This window comes from Streptomyces klenkii, assembly GCF_003626645.1.
In the GTDB taxonomy this organism is placed as follows: Bacteria; Actinomycetota; Actinomycetes; order Streptomycetales; family Streptomycetaceae; genus Streptomyces; species Streptomyces klenkii.
This window is the reverse complement of record NZ_RBAM01000004.1, coordinates 266,516-284,411: the sequence shown is the minus strand read 5'-3', so window position 1 is coordinate 284,411 and position 17,896 is coordinate 266,516. Positions and strand designations below refer to the sequence as shown.

The following is a 17,896-nucleotide window of genomic DNA, read 5'->3' as shown; positions in this document are numbered from 1 at the left end:
CCACCGCCATGACCACCGCCATGACCACCGCCACGACCACCGCCACGAACGCCTCGGCCGCGAACGCCTCGGCCACGTCTGTCGTGACCGTCACCGACGCCACCTTCGCCGCCGAGGTCCTCGACGAGCGGCTGCCCGTCCTCGTCGACTTCACCGCCTCCTGGTGCCCGCCCTGCCGCATGATCGAGCCCGTACTCGCCGAACTGGCGGCGGAGGAGGCGGGACGCCTCAAGATCGTCCGGCTGGACGTGGACGCCAACCCGCGGACGCAGGCCGCCTACGGGGTCCTGTCCATGCCGACCCTCATCCTCTTCCGCGCGGGCGAGCGCGTGACGACCCTCGTCGGTGCCCGCTCCAAGGTCCGCCTGCTCCGTGATCTCGGCGACGCCCTGAACTGATCCTGAACCGGCCCCGAACCGGCCCTGAACTAAAAAAAGAGCCGCTGACCAGCCAGAACCCTCGTACCCCCCACGACCAGCGAAACCCACCCGCACCGCTCCGATAGCATGTTCGACCATGCTATCCAGCACGATGAGTGACCAATTTAGCCAAAACCTAGCAAATCGGCCGAACAATTGATATCCACAGCGCTGCGGGTGTTTTCGCGAATAAATAGCAGAATTAAGTTCTCCGCGTGGCGTCAGCCACGGGCGATACTGTGGGCCACGGTGGGTGTCGTGGCCCTCGGATTCCTCATCGCGCTGGAGATCGCTGCACGCCGCTACGGCCTGCCGGGGCCGATGACCAATCAGGCCCGGGAGGTGATTTTCGCTCCCAAATCGGGGCCGCTGCTCTACGCCAGCATGGCGTTGATGATGGTGGTGCTCACCTGGCGGGAGCGATTCATCGCGGCCGGCGTCGCGGTCGGCATCGACATCGTCTTCTTTCTGGTGCGCTGGGCCGTCGACGCCAAGATGATGTTCGGCAACGGCGCGCTGTGGGTGATCATCGGCTATGCGGTCATCGCCGTCACGCGCCGCACCGGCAAGGAACGCGCCCTGCTGCTGAAGGGCATCGGGCTGGGCCTGCTGCTGGTGGCCGGCCGTAAAACCGGCGATACCTGGCTGCTCATCACGTCAAAGACCCGCCCGACGGTGCTCGATCAATACGTGGCCACCGCCGATCACGCGCTGGGCAACCCGTCATGGCTCGTGGGCCGGCTCGTGAAAGCCACCGGTCCGGTCGGCGACCACATTCTCGATTACGTCTACATTCAGCTCGCTGTGGCCGCGGTCATCGTCGCGCTCTACCAGCTGCGCAACGTGGCGGCCGAGCGCCGCTTCCCGCGCCATCACCTGGTGCGCACGTTCCTGGTGATCGGCCTCCTCGGGCCGGGCATCTACATGATCTTCCCGGTGGTCGGGCCGATCTTCGCCTACGGCGCCGACGGCGGGCACTGGGCCGTGGCCGACCTGTGGCCGAACACGCCGCCGCCGCTCGATGCGCCGCACCACATGCCGTTCAACGACATCACCCCGCGCAACTGCATGCCCAGCCTGCACACAGCGTGGGCCACGGCAATCTTCATTCACTCCCGCAAGGGGCCCCGCATTCTGCAATTCGCGGGCGCGTTCTGGCTGATCGCCACCCTCGGCGCGACGCTGGGCTTCGGCTACCACTACGGCGCGGACATCATCGCCGGCGTGGTGTTCACCCTCACGATCGAGGCGGCTCTGCGCGCGCAGGTACGCGGCTGGGACCGGTCGGGAATCCAGCTGGTCGCTTACGGCGCGACGGTCTTCACCGCGCTCCTGGTCTCCTACCGCTTCCTGCCGACGGAAATGGCCGAAACCCCCTGGGTGTTCGGACCGCTTCTCATTCTGGCGATGGTCTCGGTGATCCTCGGCTACGTACGAACCACCAGAATGTGGGAACCGAAGGCCGCACCGGCACAGCAACCGGAACCACAGCCGGAACTGGTCTGAGCCCCCGCCGGCCCGCCGATCCGGCCGACCGATCAGGTCGGCCGATCAGGTCGGCCGATCGGACTTTCCGCTCCGACCGGTCAGGTCTGGGCCATGTCCACGAAGCGTGAGTAGTGGCCCTGGAAGGCGACCGTGATCGTGGCCGTCGGGCCGTTACGGTGCTTGCCGACGATGATGTCCGCCTCGCCCGCGCGGGGCGACTCCTTCTCGTAGGCGTCCTCGCGGTGGAGCAGGATGACCATGTCCGCGTCCTGCTCGATGGAGCCGGATTCACGCAGGTCGGAGACCATCGGCTTCTTGTCCGTGCGCTGCTCCGGGCCACGGTTCAGCTGCGACAGCGCGATGACCGGCAGCTCCAGCTCCTTGGCCAGCAGCTTGAGGTTTCGGGACATGTCCGAGACCTCCTGCTGGCGGCTCTCGGCGCGCTTGGAGCCGCCGGCCTGCATCAGCTGGAGGTAGTCGATGATGACGAGCTTAATGTCGCTGCGCTGCTTCAGGCGGCGGCACTTGGCGCGGATCTCCATCATCGACAGGTTCGGCGAGTCGTCGATGAACAGCGGGGCCTGGGAGACATCCGGCATGCGGCGCGCGAGGCGCGTCCAGTCCTCGTCCGTCATGGAGCCCGAGCGCATGTGGTGCAGGGCCACGCGGGCCTCGGCCGACAGCAGGCGCATCGCGATCTCGTTGCGCCCCATTTCGAGCGAGAAGATCACGCTGGCCATGTTGTGCTTGATCGAGCAGGCCCGCGCGAAGTCCAGGGCCAGGGTGGACTTACCCATGGCGGGACGGGCCGCGATGACGATCATCTGGCCGGGGTGCAGGCCGTTCGTCAGGGCGTCGAGGTCGGTGAAGCCGGTCGGGACGCCGGTCATCTCGCCGCTGCGCGAGCCGATCGCCTCGATCTCGTCGAGCGCGCCCTCCATGATGTCGCCCAGGGGGAGGTAGTCCTCGCTGGTGCGCTGCTCGGTGACGGCGTAGACCTCGGCCTGGGCCTTGTTGACGATGTCGTCCACGTCGCCGTCGGCCGCGTATCCCATCTGGGTGATGCGGGTGCCGGCCTCGACCAGGCGGCGCAGGACGGCGCGCTCGTGGACGATCTCGGCGTAGTACTCGGCGTTGGCCGCGGTGGGGACCGTCTGCACCAGGGAGTGCAGGTACGGCGCACCGCCGACGCGGGTGATCTCGCCGCGCTTGGTGAGCTCGGCGGCGACGGTGATCGGGTCGGCCGGCTCGCCCTTGGCGTAGAGGTCGAGGATGGCCTGGTAGATCGTCTCGTGCGCCGGGCGGTAGAAGTCGTGGCCCTTGAGGACCTCGACGACGTCGGCGATGGCGTCCTTGGACAGCAGCATGCCGCCGAGGACGGACTGCTCGGCGTCCAGGTCCTGCGGCGGGACGCGCTCGAAGCCCGCGGACTCCGGCCGGCCCTGGCCGCCGTCGCCCCGGGACCAGGAGCCGTCCTCCGGGCCGCGGTCGTGGCGCTCACCGCGCCCCGGGCCGTCGCCCCGGCGGGGGCGGGAGACGGGGAGTCGGTCGCTGGGACCCGCATCCGCCCAGGGGTCGTCCATGGGCTCGGGGATGCTCATCCCGCCACCTCCTCCCGTCCGCGAAGCGGACCTTGCCGTGCTGTTCTTTCTTACGGCACGGCTCTGACAAACAGGCCGCCCGACTCCGGTTCCGGCGCGTCGAGTTCAGGGCGGCCCCGTTCAGGTCCGCCGGGCCCTTCGGGCTCCGGAACAGGCGGCGGCCGCCGGTCCACGGTAGGCCCGCGGGCACCGTCAGCCAATCTGGTTATCCACAGGCCGTGTGGATGACGGGCCCCATCCTGTGGAGAACTCCGTGGATCCTGTGTACGGGGCGGGGGAAACCGCTGTGGACAAACCCACACCCCTTCCCGCCTTACGCCTCTGACCTGCGGTTTCACCATCCACCGGCTGTTGAGGAGAAAAACTTTCACCCTCAGCCGGAGATCACGACAAACGGCGCAGAGAAGATCGGACCGAGCAACGCAATGTAAGGGGTCCAATGCAGTTGCACCGATTACCTGTGGAAGATTAGGTTGGAGGCATGACCCTGGCTCCCGCGCGCGCACCGCGCACCGCCCGCCGGCACGACCGCGAGATCCTCTCACTGGCCGTGCCCGCCTTCGGCGCCCTCGTCGCGGAGCCCCTCTTCGTCATGGCCGACAGCGCCATCGTCGGCCACCTCGGCACGCCCGAGCTCGCCGGGCTCGGCATCGCCGCCGCCCTGCTCACCACCGCCGCCGGCGTCTTCGTCTTCCTCGCCTACGCCACCACCGCGGCCGTCTCCCGGCGCGTGGGCGCGGGCGACCTCAAGGGCGCGATACGCCAGGGCATGGACGGCATATGGCTCGCCGCGCTCCTCGGCGCGGCCCTCGTGGCAGCCGTCCTGCCCGCCGCCCCCGCGGTCGTCGAGCTCCTCGGCGCCTCCCCGACCGCCGCCCCGCACGCCACGACGTACCTGCGGATCAGCGCGCTCGGCATGCCGGCCATGCTCATCCTCCTCGCCGCCACCGGCGTCCTGCGCGGCCTTCAGGACACCCGTACGCCGCTCTACGTGGCCGTGGGCGGCTTCGCCCTCAACGGCGCCCTCAACGCCGCCCTCGTCTACGGCACGGGCCTCGGCATCGCCGGCTCCGCCTGGGGCACGGTCATCGCCCAGTGGGCCATGACCGCCGTCTACCTCGCCGTGGTCCTCCGGGGCGCCCGCCGCCACGACGCCTCCCTGCGGCCCGACGCCGCCGGCATCCGGGCCTGCGCCCGGGCCGGCGTCCCGCTGCTCGTCCGCACGCTCTCGCTGCGCGCGGTCCTCGTGATCGCCACGGCCGTCGCGGCCCGGCTCGGCGACACCCAGATCGCCGCGCACCAGATCGTGCTCAGCCTGTGGAGCCTGCTGGCCTTCGCCCTCGACGCCATAGCCATCGCCGGCCAGGCGATCATCGGGCGCTACCTGGGCGCCGGCGACGCGGACGGGGCCCGGGCGGCCTGCCGGCGCATGGTGCAGTGGGGCATCGCCTCCGGCGTGGTGCTGGGGGCGCTGGTGGTGGCCGCGCGGCCGCTGTTCATCCCGCTCTTCACCGCCGACGGCACCGTCCGGGACGCCCTGCTGCCGGCCCTGCTGGTGGTCGCCCTGTCCCAGCCGGTCGCCGGGGTGGTCTTCGTCCTGGACGGGGTCCTGATGGGCGCCGGTGACGGCACCTACCTGGCCTGGGCGATGGTCCTGGTGCTCGCCGCCTTCGCCCCCGCCGCCCTGCTGGTCCCCGCGCTCGGCGGCGGCGTGACGGCCCTGTGGTGGGCGATGACGCTGATGATGACCGTCCGGATGGTGACCGTGTGGCTCCGGGCGCGGTCGGGGCGCTGGATAGTCACCGGGGCGACGCGCTGAAGAAACGTATCGGCGAACGCCGGTCACAGCGGAAACAAGCAGAAGGGCCGCACCCCCGCAGGGGTACGGCCCTCCTTCAGGCTCTACCGATCACCGTCAGGTGATCAGGCAGCGACGACCTCGATGCCGAGCTTGGCAACGACGTCGGCGTGCAGACGCACGGAGACCTGGTGGGCGCCCAGGGTCTTGATGGGCGAGCCCACCTCGACGCGGCGCTTGTCGACGTCCGGGCCACCGGCAGCCTTGATCGCCGCAGCGACGTCGGCCTGGGTGACGGAGCCGAACAGGCGGCCGGCCTCGCCGGAGCGGGTGGCCAGGCGGACCTTGAGGCCCTCCAGCTGACCCTTGACCTCGTTGGCCTGCTCGATCGTGGCGATCTCGCGGATCTTGCGAGCGCGGCGGATCTGAGCGACGTCCTGCTCGCCACCCTTGGTCCAGCGGATCGCGAAACCGCGCGGGACCAGGTAGTTGCGGGCGTAGCCGTCCTTGACGTCAACGACGTCACCGGCAGTGCCGAGGCCGGAGACCTCGTGGGTGAGGATGATCTTCATTAGTTGGTCACCCTTCCCTTATCGCGCGGACGAGGTGTAGGGCAGCAGCGCCATCTCACGGCTGTTCTTCACGGCCGTGGCGACGTCACGCTGGTGCTGGGTGCAGTTGCCGGTCACGCGACGGGCACGGATCTTGCCGCGGTCGGAAATGAACTTCCGCAGCATGTTCGTGTCCTTGTAGTCCACGTAAGCGGTCTTGTCCTTGCAGAAAGCGCAGACCTTCTTCTTAGGCTTGCGCGGCGGGGGCTTCGCCATCGTTTCTCTCCTGTGTGATCAAGAAGTTTGTGTGCTGCTCGCCCTTAGAAGGGCGGCTCGTCCGAGTAGCCGCCGGAGTTGCCGGGGCCGCCGCCCCAGCCGCCTCCGCCGCCGCCCTGCTGGCCGCCGGACGGCGCGCTGGTGGCCCAGGGGTCGTCGGCGGGAGCACCGCCGCCGCCCTGCTGCTGCTGACCGCCGGAGCCACCGCCCCAGCCGCCCTGCTGCTGGCCACCGCCGTAGCCACCCTGGCCACCGCGACCCGCGGTCTTGGTGACCTTCGCCGTGGCGTTCTTCAGGCTGGCGCCGACCTCTTCGACGTCGAGCTCGTAGACCGTGCGCTTGACGCCCTCGCGGTCCTCGTAGGACCGCTGCTTCAGACGGCCCTGCACGATGACGCGCATGCCGCGCTGAAGCGACTCGGCGACGTTCTCCGCCGCCTGCCGCCAGACCGAGCACGTGAGGAAGAGGCTCTCGCCGTCCTTCCACTCGTTGGTCTGGCGGTCGAAGGTGCGGGGAGTGGACGCGACGCGGAACTTCGCGACCGCCGCACCGGACGGGGTGAAGCGCAGCTCGGGGTCGTCGACGAGATTGCCGACGACCGTGATGACGGTCTCGCCTGCCATGGGTGAACCTCTCGGCGGGTGTGCTGCTGGCTGCTTGCTGCTCGTTGAGCTACAGCCCGATTACCTCTGAACCGCTGGGGTTCAGTGGGTCTCGGGACGGAGGACCTTGGTCCGGAGGACCGACTCGTTCAGGTTCATCTGGCGGTCGAGCTCCTTGACGACCGCAGGCGTGGCCTGCAGGTCGATGACCGAGTAGATGCCCTCGGGCTTCTTCTTGATCTCGTACGCGAGACGACGACGGCCCCAGGTGTCGACCTTCTCAACCTTTCCGTTGCCCTCACGGACGACGGAGAGGAAGTTCTCGATCAGCGGGGAGACAGCGCGCTCCTCGAGATCGGGGTCGAGGATGACCATCACCTCGTAGTGACGCATGTGGAACCCACCTCCTTTGGACTCAGCGGCCACGGTCGTTCCGTGGCAGGAGGGTCGTGATGCGTTAACAACGGTATCGGCCGACACTGACAATCAGCGGAAAGTCCCTGGGTTGCCCCCGAGGACCGAAGCTGGTTCAGGGCAGACACCGGTGCAGACCGTACAGAGTACCCGCACTCCGGCTTCCGGTTGAAATCCAGCCGTCCGGGCCCGCAATCTGGACGGACCGGGTGTGACCGGCGCAACAATGCGCCGGTCGCCTTCAGGAGGAGGTAGCCCCCATGACACAGGCAGTACGCCGTCCCCGCACGCTCATCGGTGCGGTACTCAACAGCGACGGAAAGCCCCATCCCCTCGAGAACACCTTCGTCGCCGTGACGGTGGTGCTCGGACTGCTGGCCTTCGTTTCCTCGGCCTTCAACAACCTGCATCTGCTGAGCTCGTGGAGCGGACTGGCCGGCATCTTCTCGGGTGCCTACGGCCAGTACATCTCGGTCACGACGGGCGAGCGCTTCCTGCTGATCATCGGGCTGGGCGCGGCCGCCTTCGGCTTCTTCCTCGGCATGGCCCACGGGGGCCTCTTCGGGGGTGTCATCGGCTAGCGCGGGGCCTGCCCGGCCGTACACCCGAACGGGCGCCCCAACGGTGTGCGTCCCTGTCGCAGTAGGCTTCGCCGCGAGAGCCGGAGCCCCGACCCTGGGGACACACCTGCCGAGGAGCGCCCCGCATGAGCCTGACCCTGAGGACAATCAGCCGAGAGCAGCATCTGGCTTATATCCAGAGCCTGCCCGCGGCCAGTCACATGCAGGTGCCGGCGTGGGCCGATGTCAAGGCGGAGTGGCGCTCGGAGAGCCTGGGCTGGTTCGACAAGACCGGGCAGATCGTGGGCGCGGGCCTGGTGCTCTACCGCCAGCTGCCCAAGATCAAGCGCTACCTCGCCTACCTGCCCGAGGGCCCGGTCATCAACTGGTTCGCGCCGAACCTCAAGGACTGGCTCGACCCGATGCTCGCGCACCTCAAGCAGCAGGGCGCCTTCTCGGTGAAGATGGGCCCGCCGGTCGTCATCCGCCGCTGGGACGCGAACGCGATCAAGGGCGGCATCTCCGACCCGGACGTCAAGCGGCTGCGCGACGTCGAGGCCACCTTCATCGAGCCGCGCGCCTTCGAGGTCGCCGACCAGCTGCGCCGGATGGGCTGGCAGCAGGGCGAGGACGGCGGCGCCGGCTTCGGCGACGTCCAGCCGCGGTACGTCTTCCAGGTGCCCCTGGCGAACCGCTCGCTGGAGGACGTCCACAAGAACTTCAACCAGCTGTGGCGCCGCAACATCAAGAAGGCCGAGAAGGCCGGCGTCGAGGTCGTCCAGGGCGGCTACGAGGACCTGCCCACCTGGCAGCACCTGTACGAGATCACCGCCGAGCGGGACAAGTTCCGCCCGCGCCCGCTGAGCTACTTCCAGCGCATGTGGACGGCCCTCAACACCGAGGACCCCAACCGCATGCGGCTGTACTTCGCGGTGCACGAGGGCGAGGCCGTCGCCGCGGCCACGATGCTGATCGTGGGCGGCCACGTCTGGTACTCCTACGGCGCCTCGGCCAACCACAAGCGCGAGGTCCGGCCCTCCAACGCCATGCAGTGGCGGATGCTGCGCGACGCCTACGCCCTGGGCGCCAGCGTCTACGACCTGCGCGGCATCGGCGACTCCCTGGACGAGAGCGACCACCTCTTCGGCCTCATCCAGTTCAAGGTCGGCACGGGCGGCCAGGCCGCGGAGTACCTGGGCGAGTGGGACTTCCCGCTCAACAAGCTGCTCCACAAGGCCCTCGACATGTACATGTCGCGTCGCTGATGTCCCTCCGGGGCCGCACGGCCCCGGGCATCCGGCACGCAACAGCATCCAGCAGGCACAGGGAAAGGTTCCGGACCGGCCATGGCGCTCACGCTCCACGTCGAAACCGCGCGCTGGCGGGCGCACCAGCAGACCGTCGTCCAGCAGTTCCCGGGCATCGTCCCGGTGTGCAAGGGCAATGGCTACGGCTTCGGCCACGAGCGGCTGGCCGACGAGGCCGCCCGCTTCGGCTCGGACATCCTGGCCGTCGGCACCACCTACGAAGCGGCCCGGATCAAGGACTTCTTCAGCGGTGACCTGCTGGTGCTCACCCCCTTCCGGCTGGGTGAGGAGCCCGTGCCGCTGCCGGACCGCGCGATCCGGTCCGTCTCCTCGGTGGAGGGCGTGCGCGGCCTGGTCGGCGCCCGCGTCGTCATCGAGGTCATGAGCTCGATGAAGCGGCACGGCATCAGCGAGGAGGACCTCTCCAAGCTGTCCGCGGCCATCGAGGACGTGCGCCTGGAGGGCTTCGCGATCCACCTGCCGCTGGACCGCACGGACGGCTCCGACGCCGTCCAGGAGGTGGCCGACTGGATGAACCGGCTGCGCAACGCCGGCCTGCCGCTGCGCACCATGTTCGTCAGCCACCTGAAGTCCGAGGAGCTCGCGCGGCTCCAGCAGCAGTTCCCGCACACCCGCTTCCGGGCGCGCATCGGCACCCGGCTGTGGCTGGGCGACCACGGCGCGACCCACTACACGGGCGCGGTCCTGGACGTGACGCCCGTGTCCAAGGGCGACCGCTTCGGCTACCGCCAGCAGAAGGTCGGCGGTGACGGCCACCTCGTCGTCGTCGCGGGCGGCACCTCGCACGGCGTGGGCCTGGAGGCGCCGAAGGCGCTGCACGGCATGATGCCGCGCGCCAAGGGCGTCGCCCGTGCGGGCCTCGCGACCATGAACCGCAACCAGTCGCCGTTCTACTGGGACAACAAGCAGCTCTGGTTCGCGGAGCCGCCGCACATGCAGGTGTCGATCCTCTTCGTGCCGGACGACGCGAGGACCCCTCAGGTCGGCGACGAGCTGAAGGCCCAGCTGCGGCACACCACCACCACGTTCGACCGGATCGTCGACAAGTAACCGGCCCGGGCAGTCCCCTTCGCAGCCCCCTCCGCGACTCAAGGGCGGTGTCACGAGCGGCTCCCGGTGCCCCACCGGACGCTCGTGACGGCGGAGCGCTCCGCGTACCGCGGCCGGTGCGCGGAGCCGAGGGCGATCACGTCCGGGGCGCCGTCGAGGACGCCGCCCGAGGGGTCGTCGGAGCCGTCGCGGCGGACAACGTCCCGCTCGGGCATGAGGATGTCGCGCACGACGACCGCGCAGAGGTAGAGCGTGCCCAGCAGGTGCAGGGCGATGGCCAGCTGATAGCCCTCCGTGGGCAGGCCCTGGTGCTTGTCGCCGCTGCCGGTGTAGGCGAGGTACGACCAGATGCCCAGGAAGTAGAGCACCTCGCAGGCCTGCCAGATGAGGAAGTCGCGCCACTTGGGCCGCGCCAGGACCGCGAGCGGGATGAGCCACAGGACGTACTGCGGTGAGTAGACCTTGTTGGTGAGGATGAAGAGCGCCACCACCAGGAAGGCCAGCTGGGCGAAGCGCGGGCGCCGCGGTGCGTAGAGGCCGAGGGCCACGAGGGCCAGGCAGCCCAGGATCATCAGCAGGCTGACGTACGTGTTGGCGCCCTCCAGGGGATTGCCCGTGCGCTGGGAGATCAGCAGCCAGATCGAGCCGAAGTCGATCGGGCGCTCCTGGCTGAACGTGTAGAACTTCGCCCAGCCCTCCCGGATGTGGAATCCCGTGGCGTCGTGCGTGAGCATCACCGGCAGGTTCACCACCAGCCAGGCGGCGACGGCGGAGGCGGTGCTCACGGCGAAGGCCCGCATGCGCCCGGCCCGCAGGCACAGCACGAACAGCGGCCCGAGGAGCAGCAGCGGATAGAGCTTCGCGGCGGCGGCCAGGCCGATGAGGACGCCCGCGAGGGCCGGCCTGCCGCGCGACCACATCAGCATCGCGGCGGCGGTGAGGGCGACGGCGAACAGGTCCCAGTTGACGGTGGCGGTGAGGGCGAAGGCGGGAGCCAGCGCGATCAGCAGGGCGTCCCAGGGCCGGCGCCGGTGCGTACGGGCCGAGCAGACGGCGATGACGGCCGTGCAGGCCATCAGCATTCCGGCGTTGACCAGCCAGTTGATCTGCTCGCGGTGCTGGATGGTGCCGCCGCCGGGGGTGAGCCAGGCGGCGATCTGCATGAACAGGCCGGTGAGGACCGGATATTCCAGGTAGTCCATGCCGCCGGAGAGGGTCTGCGGGATGCGGTCGAAGTACGGGACGAGGCCCGCGTCGAAGCCGCGGCCGCTGTAGAGGTGCGGGATGTCCGAATAGCAGGCGTGGGTGTACTGCGTGGTGGCGCCGAAGAACCACCCGTACTCGTAGCAGGGCAGCTTCTGGACCATGCCCAGGGCGAACATCCCGATCGCCACCAGCACGATCACGCGGACCGGCGTCCACCATCCCGCACCGGGCAGGGCCCGCTTGCCCGCCGGCCCCCCGATGAGCTCGCTTCCTGCGGCGGCCACCTCATCCTCGTCGGTGGGCCGTACCTGTCGGTCGTCGTCCCGCGCGCTCCTCATGGGGGCCATCCTGCCGTACGAGCCTGTCAGCCGCCGGAGCCTGTGGATAACGCCGAGGGCCGTCTCACGCGAACGCGGGACGGCCCTCGAAACGTTTGCCGGAAGCAGTCGGCTCCGGGCGGATCGGCGCTGGTCAGCCGTTCATGCCGCCGAAGAGACCACCGCCGCCGGGGCGCCGGCTGGGATCGGGCGAGGGAGACGTGCCCGGGTCGCCGCCCGGTCCGCCGTTGCCGCCGCCCGGGCCGCCTCCGGGGCCCCCGTTGCCATTGCCGTTGCCGCCGCCGTGCTTGCACTTGAAGTCGAAGATCGAGCACGAGCGGCTCGCCGACGGGCTCGGCGAGGCGGACTTCGACGGGGTGCCGGACGGGCTGGCGGACGGCATCGCCGACGGGGGTGCGGAGGGCACCGCGCTGGGGGAGGGGCTGGCGCCGTCCCCGTAGATCTTCTCGCCGAGCGGCTGCGCCGGCTCGAACTGCTCGATCGGCTGGCCCTTGAGCGCGGCGTTCATGTAGTCGGCCCAGATCTCCGCCGGGAACGAGGCACCGTGGATGCTCTCCTTGCCGCCCACGCCGCGCATGGAGAGGAACTCCTGCTTCTTGGCGTTGGGGTCGACCCGGTACATGCCGATCGCCGTGGACAGCTGCGGGGTGTAGCCGGCGAACCAGGCGGAGCGGTTCTCGTCCGTCGTACCGGTCTTGCCCGCGGCCGGGCGGCCGCCCGCCAGCTTCGCGGACGTGCCCGTGCCCGCCTCGACGACGGTCTTGAGCACGTCGGTGACGTTGTTCGCCACGTTCGGGGAGAAGGCCTGGTCGGACTTGATCTCGTGCATGAAGGCGGGCTTGCCGTCCCGCTCCACCTTCTCGACGGAGTACGGGTCGATCTGCTTGCCGCTGGCGGCGAAGGTCGCGTAGGCCCCCGCCAGCCGGATCGCGCTGGGCGCCGATGTGCCGAGCGAGAAGGTGGGCGTGGCCGCGGCGAGCTGGTCCTTGTCCAGGCCGGCCCGCAGGGCGGCCTCCTTGACCAGGTCCGTGCCCACGTCCATGCCGAGCTGGATGAAGGGGGTGTTCACCGAGAACTGCATGGCGGTGCGCAGGGTGACGGGGCCCTTGTCCTCTTCACCGTCGTTCTTCTGGTGCCACTCGCTGCCGTCGTTGTCGTGCCAGACCTGGCCGTTGTACTTCCGGAGCGTCACCTTGTTGTCGCCGTTGTAGATGCTCTCGGGGGAGACCAGGGTGCGCTGGCTGTCGCTCTGCGTCTCGCCGAGGGCCGGGTTGCGCTTGCCGTGCGCCATGGCCGCCGCGAGCACGAAGGGCTTGAACGTCGAGCCCACCTGCACACCGGTGTAGTCGGCGTTGTTGGTGTAGTGCTCCAGGGCGTTCTCGCCGCCGTAGATGGCGACGATCTTGCCCGTCTTGGGGTCGACCGACGCCCCGCCGAACTGCACGAACTTGTCGCGCTCGCGCACGTCCGGCTTGATGTTCGCCTTGCGGACCTCCTCGACCGACTTGGAGAGGGCCTCGACCCGCTCCCGGTCGAAGGTCGTGTAGATCTGGTAGCCGCCGCGGTCCAGCTGGGTCTTGCTGATGCCGGAGTGGGCGACGACGTAGTTGTCGGCGAGGTCGGTGAGGTAGCCGATCTGGCCGGCGCGGTTCGTCGCGGGCTTGGGCTTCTGGGGGGTGGGGAAGCCCTTGCCGACCCACTTGTCGCGCTCGGCCGCCTGCATGTTGCCCGTCTCGACCTCGCGGTCCAGGGTCCACTTCCAGCGGTCGGTGGCGCGCTTGGTGTTCTTCTCCGGGGTCGCCGCCGGGCCCTGGCCGCCGTACGGGTCGTAGAGGTTCGGGCCGTTGAGCGTGGCCGCGAGGAAGGCGCCCTCGCTCGGCGTGAGGTCCTTGGCGTCCTTGTCGAAGTAGGCCCGTGCCGCGGCCTGGATCCCGTAGGCGCCCCGCCCGTAGTAGGCGGTGTTGAGGTAGCCGGCGAGGATGTCGTCCTTGTCCTTGGTGGCGCCCACCTTTATGGAGATCAGCAGCTCGGTGGCCTTGCGCTTGAGCGTCTGCTCCTGGCTCAGGTAGGTGTTCTTCACGAACTGCTGCGTGATGGTCGAACCGCTCTGGGTCTCACCGCCCTGCGCCATCTTGACGACGGCGCGCAGGATGCCCATGGGGTCGACGCCCCAGTCCTTGTAGAAGCTCGCGTTCTCGGCCGAGATCACGGCCCGCTGCATCGACAGCGGGATCTTGGAGATCGGCACGATCTGGCGGTTGAGCGCACCACCGCCGGCGACGACCATCTGCTTGCCGTCGGCCCAGTAATAGACGTTCTTCTGCACCTGGGCGGTCTTCTGCGCCGACGGCACCTGCACCACGGCCAGGGCGATGCCGACGGTGCCGAGGATCAGCACGAGGAAGGTGAAGGCGGCGCCCAGGACCAGCCGCCAGGAGGGCAGCCAGCGCTTGACGCCCTGTTTCCCCGCTCGCGGATAGTCGATGAAGCGCTTCTTCGCCGGGCGGCCGCGGCCGCCCGGGCCCGGATCGGCGCCGCGTCTGCGGCCGCCGGCCGCCGGGCCGCGCTGGCTCGCGCGGCGGGACTCGGCCCGGCTGCCGTGCCGGTCTGACTCGCCGCGGCCGGACCGCGCGGCGGAACTGCTGGTCGGCGCGGAACGGCGGCCGGGACCCGGCTGCTGTGCCGCGCGCCTGGCCGCGGCTCGTCCGCCGCCCTGAGGCTGCGGCGGCGGCTTGCGGCGGTGCTCGCTCATCGAACGACTACTCCTCGGGCAGGCGCTAACGCCTGGAAGCGGCAGGTGGCTTGCGTTCCCCCCGATGCGCCGGACGGCTGCCTGAGGCAACCGGGCGCATTGCATACGGGACGAGGACGCCTGTCGTCGTCACTCGGTTCCCGCTGGTCTGCATGGCGCACAGACTACGCACGGCCAAAACGCGTCTACTGCGGATGTTCACTCCAATTCAGGCAGGTTGTGTCCCACGAATCGGTGATGTGACCTCGTTCACCGTGCCCCCTCTTGTCGCATGGAAGGGGTCGTTCTATCGTCTGGATGTATCGAGTCGATACATCAGCTCGGCATAAACGTCGGCTCGGACCGGCATAAGGGACCAAAAAGGGACTAGGGATCACAAGGACTAGGCTGTGTGCGACAAGGAGGCGAAACATGAGCAGACGCTCCGGCATCCTCGAGTTCGCCGTCCTCGGCCTGCTCCGCGAGTCCCCGATGCACGGCTACGAGCTGCGGAAACGCTTGAACACCTCGCTCGGGGTGTTCCGTGCGTTCAGCTACGGCACCCTCTACCCCTGCCTGAAGGCCCTCGTGGCGAACGGCTGGCTGGTCGAGGAGCCCGGGAGCGCTCCGGAGGACGCCCGAGCGGCGTCCCTGGCCGGACGACGAGCGAAGATCGTCTACCGCCTGACGGCAGAGGGCAAGGAGCACTTCGAGGAGCTCCTCGCCCACACCGGTCCGGACACGTGGGAGGACGAGCACTTCGCCGCCCGCTTCGCGTTCTTCGGACAGACCTCCCGGGACGTACGGATGCGCGTGCTGGAAGGCCGCCGCAGCCGTCTGGAGGAGCGCCTGGAGAAGATGCGAGCCTCCCTGGCCCGCACCCGGGAACGGCTGGACGACTACACCCTCGAGCTTCAGCGGCACGGCATGGAGTCCGTGGAGCGCGAGGTCCGCTGGCTGAACGAGCTGATCGAGAGCGAGCGGGCCGGGCGTGACAAGCGCCCCGGTCCGGACCAGTGAGCCCTGCACTCCGCAGGGCTTCGTCGAGTACTAACAGGGAGCAACCGGAATGGGTTCGGTTCGCGTAGCCATCGTCGGCGTGGGCAACTGCGCCGCCTCGCTGGTGCAGGGCGTCGAGTACTACAAGGACGCCGACCCGAACGGTCGCGTGCCGGGTCTGATGCACGTGCAGTTCGGCGACTACCACGTGCGTGATGTGGAGTTCGTGGCCGCGTTCGACGTCGACGCGAAGAAGGTCGGCCTCGACCTCGCCGACGCCATCGGCGCCAGCGAGAACAACACCATCAAGATCTGCGACGTGCCGTCGACCGGCGTCACCGTGCAGCGCGGCCACACCCACGACGGCCTGGGCAAGTACTACCGCCAGACCATCGAGGAGTCCTCCGAGGCCCCCGTCGACATCGTCCAGGTCCTCAAGGACAAGCAGGTCGACGTGCTCGTCTGCTACCTCCCCGTGGGCTCCGAGGACGCCGCCAAGTTCTACGCGCAGTGCGCCATCGACGCCAAGGTCGCGTTCGTCAACGCCCTCCCGGTCTTCATCGCCGGCACCAAGGAGTGGGCCGACAAGTTCACCGAGGCCGGTGTGCCGATCGTCGGTGACGACATCAAGTCGCAGGTCGGCGCCACCATCACGCACCGCGTGATGGCCAAGCTGTTCGAGGACCGGGGCGTCATCCTGGACCGCACGATGCAGCTGAACGTCGGCGGCAACATGGACTTCAAGAACATGCTCGAGCGCGAGCGCCTGGAGTCCAAGAAGATCTCCAAGACGCAGGCCGTCACCTCCCAGATCCGCGACCGCGAGCTGGGCGAGGACAACGTCCACATCGGCCCGTCGGACTACGTGGCGTGGCTCGACGACCGCAAGTGGGCGTACGTCCGCCTCGAGGGCCGCGCGTTCGGCGACGTCCCGCTGAACCTGGAGTACAAGCTCGAGGTCTGGGACTCCCCGAACTCCGCCGGTGTCATCATCGACGCCGTGCGCGCCGCGAAGATCGCCAAGGACCGCGGTATCGGCGGCCCGATCCTCTCCGCCTCCTCCTACTTCATGAAGTCGCCGCCGGTGCAGTACTTCGACGACGAGGCGCGGGAGAACGTCGAGAAGTTCATCAAGGGCGAGGTCGAGCGCTAAGCGTTCCGCTCCCTGCCGTTCCCTCGCACAGGTCCCCGGGTTGTCCGCCCGGGGACCTGTGCGTTGTGTGAGGCTGTGACCATGCCCGTTGTGCGTGATCTTCGCGTCCTGCTCCGCCTACGCGATTTCCGCCGTCTGCTGGCCGTCCGGCTCCTCTCCCAGACGGCCGACGGGATCTATCAGGTCGCGCTCGCCACCTACGTGGTCTTCTCCCCGGAGAAGCAGGCTTCCCCCACGGCCATCGCCTCGGCCATGGCCGTGCTCCTCCTGCCGTACTCGCTGCTGGGCCCCTTCGCCGGAGTGCTCCTGGACCGCCGGCGCCGCCGCCAGGTGCTGCTCCACGGCAACCTGCTGCGCACGGCCCTGGCCACCGTCACCGCCGTGTTCATCGTCGCGCGCGTCCCCGACTGGCTCTTCTACGTCTCCGCCCTGTCGGTCACCGCGGTCAACCGCTTCGTGCTCGCCGGGCTCTCCGCCTCCCTGCCGCGCGTGGTGGACTCGCGCGAACGCCTGGTCATGGCCAACGCGCTCTCCCCCACCGCCGGGACGCTGGCGGCCACGGCGGGTGGCGGCCTCGCCTTCGCCGTGCGCATGGCCGTCCCCGGGGGCACGGGGGCCGATGCCCTGGTCGTCCTGCTCGGCGCGGCCCTCTACCTGTGCGCCGCCATGTCCTCGCTGCTGATGCCCATCGGCCTGCTCGGCCCGGACACGCCGGTCGCTCGCCGGCTGGGCACGGCCCTGGCCGGCACCGCCCGCGGTCTGGCCGCGGGCCTGCGTCACCTCGCCGAGCGCCGCACGGCCGCCTACGCGCTCGGTGCCATGACGCTGATGCGCTTCTGCTACGGCGCCCTCACCGTCACCGTGCTGATGCTCTGCCGCTACGCGTGGGCCGGCGACGAGTCCGCCGGTCTGGCCCTGCTGGGGCTCGCCGTCGCGGTCTCGGGAGCGGGATTCTTCGTGGCGGCCCTCATCACTCCCTGGGCGGTGTCCCGGCTGGGCCCCCTCGGCTGGATGCTCGCCTGCGCGTCCGCCGCGGCGGTGCTGGAGCCCGCGCTCGGGCTGCCCTTCGAGCGCGTGCCCATGCTGATCGCCGCCTTCGTCCTCGGCCTCGTCACCCAGGGCGCGAAGATCGCCACGGACACGGTCGTCCAGGCCGCGGTGGCCGACCCCTTCCGGGGCCGGGTGTTCTCCATCTACGACGTCCTCTTCAACGTCGCCTTCGTGGGGGCGGCGGGGGTGGCGGCCCTGATGCTGCCGCCCGACGGCCGCTCGGGCCTGCTGGTGTCCGCCGTCGCCGTGCTCTATGCGGTGGTCGCCGTCGCCCTGGCGGCCTTCCGGCGGCGCGAGCACGCATAAGCGCTGTTTCACGTGAAACAGCGACG

Annotated in this window: 16 protein-coding genes; 9 read left to right on the top strand and 7 right to left on the bottom strand. The window is 69.4% G+C overall.

Translation table 11 applies throughout. The annotated features are described in order from the left end of the window. Positions 1 to 20: 20 nt before the first annotated feature. Both trxA and D7231_RS11360 read left to right on the top strand, forming a co-directional pair. Positions 21 to 398: a thioredoxin gene (gene trxA, locus D7231_RS11365; RefSeq protein ID WP_120755578.1), complete on the top strand. Its 378-nt coding sequence runs from the start codon at positions 21 to 23 to the stop codon at positions 396 to 398. Between the two features lie 222 nt (positions 399 to 620). Further along, positions 621 to 1,925: a phosphatase PAP2 family protein gene (locus tag D7231_RS11360; protein ID WP_422396701.1), complete on the top strand. Its 1,305-nt coding sequence runs from the start codon at positions 621 to 623 to the stop codon at positions 1,923 to 1,925. Positions 1,926 to 2,005: 80 nt separating this feature from the next. Here the strand turns inward: D7231_RS11360 and dnaB are convergent, their stop codons facing one another. After that, positions 2,006 to 3,508 (bottom strand): replicative DNA helicase, encoded by a 1,503-nt coding sequence (gene dnaB / locus D7231_RS11355; protein WP_120755020.1) that lies wholly within the window; start codon positions 3,506 to 3,508, stop codon positions 2,006 to 2,008. 481 nt (positions 3,509 to 3,989) lie between these two features. Here dnaB and D7231_RS11345 point away from each other — a divergent pair, with 481 nt between their 5' ends. After that, on the top strand, positions 3,990 to 5,327 hold the full coding sequence (locus tag D7231_RS11345; RefSeq protein WP_120755018.1) for an MATE family efflux transporter: 1,338 nt from the start codon (positions 3,990 to 3,992) through the stop codon (positions 5,325 to 5,327). Between the two features lie 104 nt (positions 5,328 to 5,431). Here D7231_RS11345 and rplI read toward each other — a convergent pair whose 3' ends face one another. From rplI to rpsF, 4 genes are all read right to left on the bottom strand, one after another. Continuing rightward, the gene (gene rplI / locus D7231_RS11340) at positions 5,432 to 5,878 is read right to left on the bottom strand and encodes a 50S ribosomal protein L9 (protein ID WP_106681030.1); all 447 of its coding nucleotides are present in this window, start codon (positions 5,876 to 5,878) and stop codon (positions 5,432 to 5,434) included. Positions 5,879 to 5,896: 18 nt separating this feature from the next. Further along, the gene (gene rpsR, locus D7231_RS11335) at positions 5,897 to 6,133 is read right to left on the bottom strand and encodes a 30S ribosomal protein S18 (protein ID WP_004950692.1); all 237 of its coding nucleotides are present in this window, start codon (positions 6,131 to 6,133) and stop codon (positions 5,897 to 5,899) included. A gap of 44 nt (positions 6,134 to 6,177) precedes the next feature. Next, positions 6,178 to 6,756: a single-stranded DNA-binding protein gene (locus D7231_RS11330; protein ID WP_120755016.1), complete on the bottom strand. Its 579-nt coding sequence runs from the start codon at positions 6,754 to 6,756 to the stop codon at positions 6,178 to 6,180. An 81-nt stretch (positions 6,757 to 6,837) separates the two neighbouring features. Continuing rightward, entirely contained in the window at positions 6,838 to 7,128 is a 291-nt protein-coding gene (gene rpsF, locus D7231_RS11325; RefSeq protein WP_030366820.1) for a 30S ribosomal protein S6, read from the bottom strand. A gap of 281 nt (positions 7,129 to 7,409) precedes the next feature. On the opposite strand from rpsF, the gene D7231_RS11320 reads away from it, so the two are divergent. The 3 genes from D7231_RS11320 (at position 7,410) to D7231_RS11310 (ending at position 10,087) form a co-directional block, all read left to right on the top strand. Further along, positions 7,410 to 7,730, top strand: a complete 321-nt coding sequence (locus tag D7231_RS11320) for a hypothetical protein (RefSeq protein ID WP_120755014.1) — start codon at positions 7,410 to 7,412, stop codon at positions 7,728 to 7,730. 125 nt (positions 7,731 to 7,855) lie between these two features. Then, positions 7,856 to 8,974, top strand: coding sequence for a lipid II:glycine glycyltransferase FemX (locus tag D7231_RS11315; RefSeq protein ID WP_120755012.1), 1,119 nt, complete (start codon positions 7,856 to 7,858; stop codon positions 8,972 to 8,974). Positions 8,975 to 9,055: 81 nt separating this feature from the next. After that, positions 9,056 to 10,087 (top strand): alanine racemase, encoded by a 1,032-nt coding sequence (locus tag D7231_RS11310; protein ID WP_120755010.1) that lies wholly within the window; start codon positions 9,056 to 9,058, stop codon positions 10,085 to 10,087. Positions 10,088 to 10,137: 50 nt separating this feature from the next. Here the strand turns inward: D7231_RS11310 and D7231_RS11305 are convergent, their stop codons facing one another. Together D7231_RS11305 and D7231_RS11300 are read right to left on the bottom strand one after the other, a co-directional pair. Next, entirely contained in the window at positions 10,138 to 11,631 is a 1,494-nt protein-coding gene (locus D7231_RS11305; RefSeq protein ID WP_120755008.1) for a glycosyltransferase family 87 protein, read from the bottom strand. 133 nt (positions 11,632 to 11,764) lie between these two features. Next, positions 11,765 to 14,383 carry a transglycosylase domain-containing protein gene (locus tag D7231_RS11300; RefSeq protein WP_120755006.1) on the bottom strand — a complete coding sequence of 873 codons (2,619 nt, stop codon included), beginning with the start codon at positions 14,381 to 14,383 and terminating at the stop codon, positions 11,765 to 11,767. Between the two features lie 411 nt (positions 14,384 to 14,794). Here D7231_RS11300 and D7231_RS11295 point away from each other — a divergent pair, with 411 nt between their 5' ends. The 3 genes from D7231_RS11295 to D7231_RS11285 all read left to right on the top strand — a co-directional run bounded on the left by D7231_RS11295 (position 14,795) and on the right by D7231_RS11285 (position 17,870). Then, on the top strand, positions 14,795 to 15,382 hold the full coding sequence (locus D7231_RS11295) for a PadR family transcriptional regulator (RefSeq protein WP_120755004.1): 588 nt from the start codon (positions 14,795 to 14,797) through the stop codon (positions 15,380 to 15,382). A 49-nt stretch (positions 15,383 to 15,431) separates the two neighbouring features. Beyond that, positions 15,432 to 16,514 carry an inositol-3-phosphate synthase gene (locus tag D7231_RS11290; RefSeq protein WP_120755002.1) on the top strand — a complete coding sequence of 361 codons (1,083 nt, stop codon included), beginning with the start codon at positions 15,432 to 15,434 and terminating at the stop codon, positions 16,512 to 16,514. Positions 16,515 to 16,595: 81 nt separating this feature from the next. Further along, on the top strand, positions 16,596 to 17,870 hold the full coding sequence (locus tag D7231_RS11285) for an MFS transporter (protein ID WP_120755000.1): 1,275 nt from the start codon (positions 16,596 to 16,598) through the stop codon (positions 17,868 to 17,870). Positions 17,871 to 17,896 lie beyond the last annotated feature (26 nt).